The 3,328-nt window shown below is 68.4% G+C and carries 4 protein-coding genes; all 4 read left to right on the top strand.

From position 1 onward, the window contains the following. Positions 1-920 (top strand): ABC transporter permease (locus AC5JJ6_RS05245; RefSeq protein ID WP_496041031.1); only part of this gene is annotated, 920 nt, incomplete at its 5' end. Further along, the gene (cdd, locus tag AC5JJ6_RS05240; RefSeq protein WP_496041030.1) at positions 917-1,330 is read left to right on the top strand and encodes a cytidine deaminase; all 414 of its coding nucleotides are present in this window, start codon (positions 917-919) and stop codon (positions 1,328-1,330) included. The genes AC5JJ6_RS05245 and cdd, both read left to right, overlap by 4 nt. 13 nt (positions 1,331-1,343) lie before the next feature. Next, positions 1,344-2,174: a purine-nucleoside phosphorylase gene (locus AC5JJ6_RS05235; RefSeq protein WP_496041029.1), complete on the top strand. Its 831-nt coding sequence runs from the start codon at positions 1,344-1,346 to the stop codon at positions 2,172-2,174. Continuing rightward, positions 2,171-2,989 carry a deoxyribose-phosphate aldolase gene (gene deoC, locus AC5JJ6_RS05230; RefSeq protein WP_496041028.1) on the top strand — a complete coding sequence of 273 codons (819 nt, stop codon included), beginning with the start codon at positions 2,171-2,173 and terminating at the stop codon, positions 2,987-2,989. Before AC5JJ6_RS05235 ends, deoC begins: the two co-directional genes overlap by 4 nt. Positions 2,990-3,328: the final 339 nt, after the last annotated feature.

Below are 3,328 nucleotides of genomic sequence, written 5' to 3'. Positions count from 1 at the left end.
CCCCCCTGGTCCTGGCTGCATTGGCCGGCCTGTTCGCGGAGCGCTCCGGCGTGGTCGATATCGGCCTGGAAGGCAAGATGCTGGCGGGTGCCTTCGCCGCCGCCGCCGTCGCATCGGTCACGGGAAGTCCCTGGATCGGCCTTATGGCCGGCATCGCCGCCGGGTTCGCGCTGTCGATGGTCCACGCCTACGCCTCCGTCACCCATCACGGCAATCAGGTGGTCAGCGGCATGGCGATCAACATCCTGGTTTCCGGCCTGACGCCGACGCTCGCCTTCGCGTGGTTCCAGCAGGGCGGACAGACGCCCCTGCTCCAGCAGGGCGAGCGCTTCGATCCGATCGTCCTGCCCTTCGCGGACGCCATCGGCGACGCCGTCCCGATCCTCGGCCCGCTCTACCGCGAAGTGATCAGCGGCCACAACATCCTGGTCTATGCGGCAGCCCTGGCGGTCCCGCTGACCGGCTGGGTCGTCTTCCGCTCCCGCTTCGGCCTGCGCCTGCGGGCGGTCGGCGAGAACCCGAGCGCCGTCGACACCGCCGGCATCTCCGTCGCCAAGCTCCGCTATCAGGCGCTGACGATCTGCGGCGCGCTGACCGGCGCTGCGGGCGCCTACCTCTCGACCGCGCAGGGAGCGGGATTCGTCCGCGACATGACCGCCGGCATGGGTTATCTGGCGCTGGCGGCGCTGATCTTCGGCAAGTGGCGGCCCGGCCCTACCCTGGCGGCCTGCCTGCTGTTCGCCTTCGCCGACGCGGTGCAGATCCGGCTCCAGGGCGTCGATATCCCCGGCATCGGAGTCATCCCCGTCCAGTTCATCCAGATGCTGCCCTATGTGCTGACCGTGTTCCTGCTGGCGGGCTTCGTCGGCCGGGCGGTCCCGCCCAGGGCCATCGGCATTCCCTATGTGAAAGAGCGATGAGCAGCGAATTCGACACCATGATCCGCCACGCGGCGGAGGCGATGAAGAACGCCTACGCGCCCTATTCCAACTTCCCGGTCGGCGCCTGCCTGCGCACCGAAAGCGGTGCGCTCTATGCCGCCGCCAATGTGGAGAACGCGGCCTATCCCCAGGGCCAGTGCGCCGAAGCCAGCGCCATCGGCATGATGATCGCGGGGGGAGACCGCCGGATCGTCGAAGTCGTCGTGATGGGCGGCAAGCCGGGCGACGGCATGCTCTGCACGCCCTGCGGCGGCTGCCGCCAGCGCCTGCGCGAGTTCTGCGCGCCCGGCGTCCAGATCCACGTCTGCGGCCCCGAAGGGGTGCGCAAGACGGTGACGCTGGACGAGCTGCTGCCGTTCTCCTTCGGCCCCGAAAACCTGAGCTTCTGAGGAGCCAACCCGCATGTCCAGCACAGCCGCCACCCCGGAGGACGCAGCAAAGGTCATCGCTGAGCGCGCCCCCGGTTTCACGCCCCGCGTCGGCATCGTGCTGGGGTCCGGCCTCGGCGGGCTGGCGGAGCGGATCGAGGACGCCGTCACGATCTCCTACGCCGATCTGCCCGGCTTCCCCCGCCCCGGAGTTCACGGCCACGCCGGACAGCTGGTGCTCGGCACCCTTGGCGGCGAACCCGTCGCCTGCATGCAGGGCCGCGTCCACCTGTACGAGGGCACGGGACCGGCTGCCATCAAGCTCCCCATCCGTACCCTCAAGCTGGCCGGCTGCGAGACGCTGTTCCTGACCTGCGCCGCCGGTTCGCTCCGGACGGAAGTCGGCCCCGGCCGCCTGATGGCGATCACCGACCACATCAACATGCAGGGCACCAACCCGCTGGTAGGCCCCAACGACGACGCCTTCGGCCCGCGCTTCCCCAGCCTGACCGACGCCTGGAACCCCGACCTCACGTCGCACCTCGCCTGGACCGCCGAAGGACTGGGCATCGACCTTGCGACCGGCGTCTACGCGGCATGGCTCGGCCCGACCTTCGAAACGCCCGCCGAAGTCCGCATGTTGAAGCTTCTGGGCGCCGATGCCGTCGGCATGTCCACGGTGCCGGAGTGCATCGTCGCCCGCCATTGCGGCCTGGACGTCGTCGGCTGCGCCGTCATCACCAATCTCGGCGTCGGCCTTGGCGACGGCGAGGTCAGCCACGACCAGACGCTCCGCGCCGCCAATGCGGCGGCAGCCGACCTCGAGCGGCTGATCGTAGGATTCCTGGAAGGACTGGACCGTTGACCAAACTGGACGCGACCCTTAACCGCCTCGTCGAGGAGGCCCGCAACGCGCCGGCCAGTGCGGAAATCGCCGCCCGCGCCCTGCCCCTGCTCGACCTGACCAGTCTCAACGACGACGACACGGACGAGCGGATCGCGGCGCTGTGCGACCGCGCGGTCACGGAAGCGGGTGGCGTCGCCGCCGTCTGCATCTACCCCCGCTTCGTTCCGCTGGCCAAGCAACGCCTGTCGAACAAGGGCGTCGCGATCGCCACGGTAATCAACTTCCCGGCCGGCGGCACCGATGCCGCCGCCGTTTCCGCCGACACCAAAGCCGCCGTCAGGGCCGGCGCCGACGAGATCGACGTCGTCCTGCCCTGGCGCACCTTCCAATCGGGCGAGCGTACGATCCCGCACGACGTCCTCCGCGCCTGCCGCGACGCCTGCGGCGACGACGTCCTGATGAAGGTGATCCTGGAGACCGGCGGCCTGGACGATGCCGGCCTGATCGAGCAGGCGAGCCGCGACGCCATCTCCGCCGGGGCCGACTTCCTCAAGACCTCCACCGGCAAGCTCAACCCGGCCGCCACGCTGGAGGCCGCCGCGGTCATGATGGCGGTGATCCGCGACTGCGGCCGCCCGGTAGGCTTCAAGGCGGCGGGCGGCATCCGCGACACGGCGGGAGCCGCCGGGTACCTCCACCTCTCCAACGTCCTGCTCGGCCCCGGCTGGGCGACGCCCGCCACCTTCCGCTTCGGCGCCAGCGGTTTGCTGGATGCGCTGCTCGCCGATCTGGGTCAGAATACGACTGGCCAGAAGCCGCCCGGCGGCTATTAGAGCGCTTCTGATTATGATGGAATGCCCACAACCGTCATGCCAAGATCAAATTCCATATGTGCCAAACTATGGCGTTCCTGTGCGTCACGCAGGTGATATCGTTTCCCCTTTCCGTCATACCCGGACTTGATCCGGGTACCTCCCTTCAGGAGCTGAGAGGGTAAAATCAGGACTTCTGCTTGAAGTCCTCCCGTCAGTCTCCGCCAGGAGGTGCCCGGATCAAGTCCGGGTATGACGGAATTGTTGCGAATATTTTAGTCGGACATAAGAAGAGCGACCAAAGCCATGCTCCCCCAGGAAATCATCCGGATCAAACGCGACGGCGGCCGTCTGAACGAG

It is taken from the genome of Skermanella sp., assembly GCF_059503625.1.
Note: the sequence above shows the minus strand (reverse complement) of the source record. Positions and strands in the feature narration are given on the sequence as shown.

What these genes read in the sequence shown, in the direction of transcription:
- cdd (WP_496041030.1), top strand. Translation starts at nt 917, where the DNA reads ATGAGCAGCGAATTCGACACCATGATCCGCCACGCGGCGGAGGCGATG.
- AC5JJ6_RS05235 (WP_496041029.1), top strand. Translation starts at nt 1,344, where the DNA reads ATGTCCAGCACAGCCGCCACCCCGGAGGACGCAGCAAAGGTCATCGCT.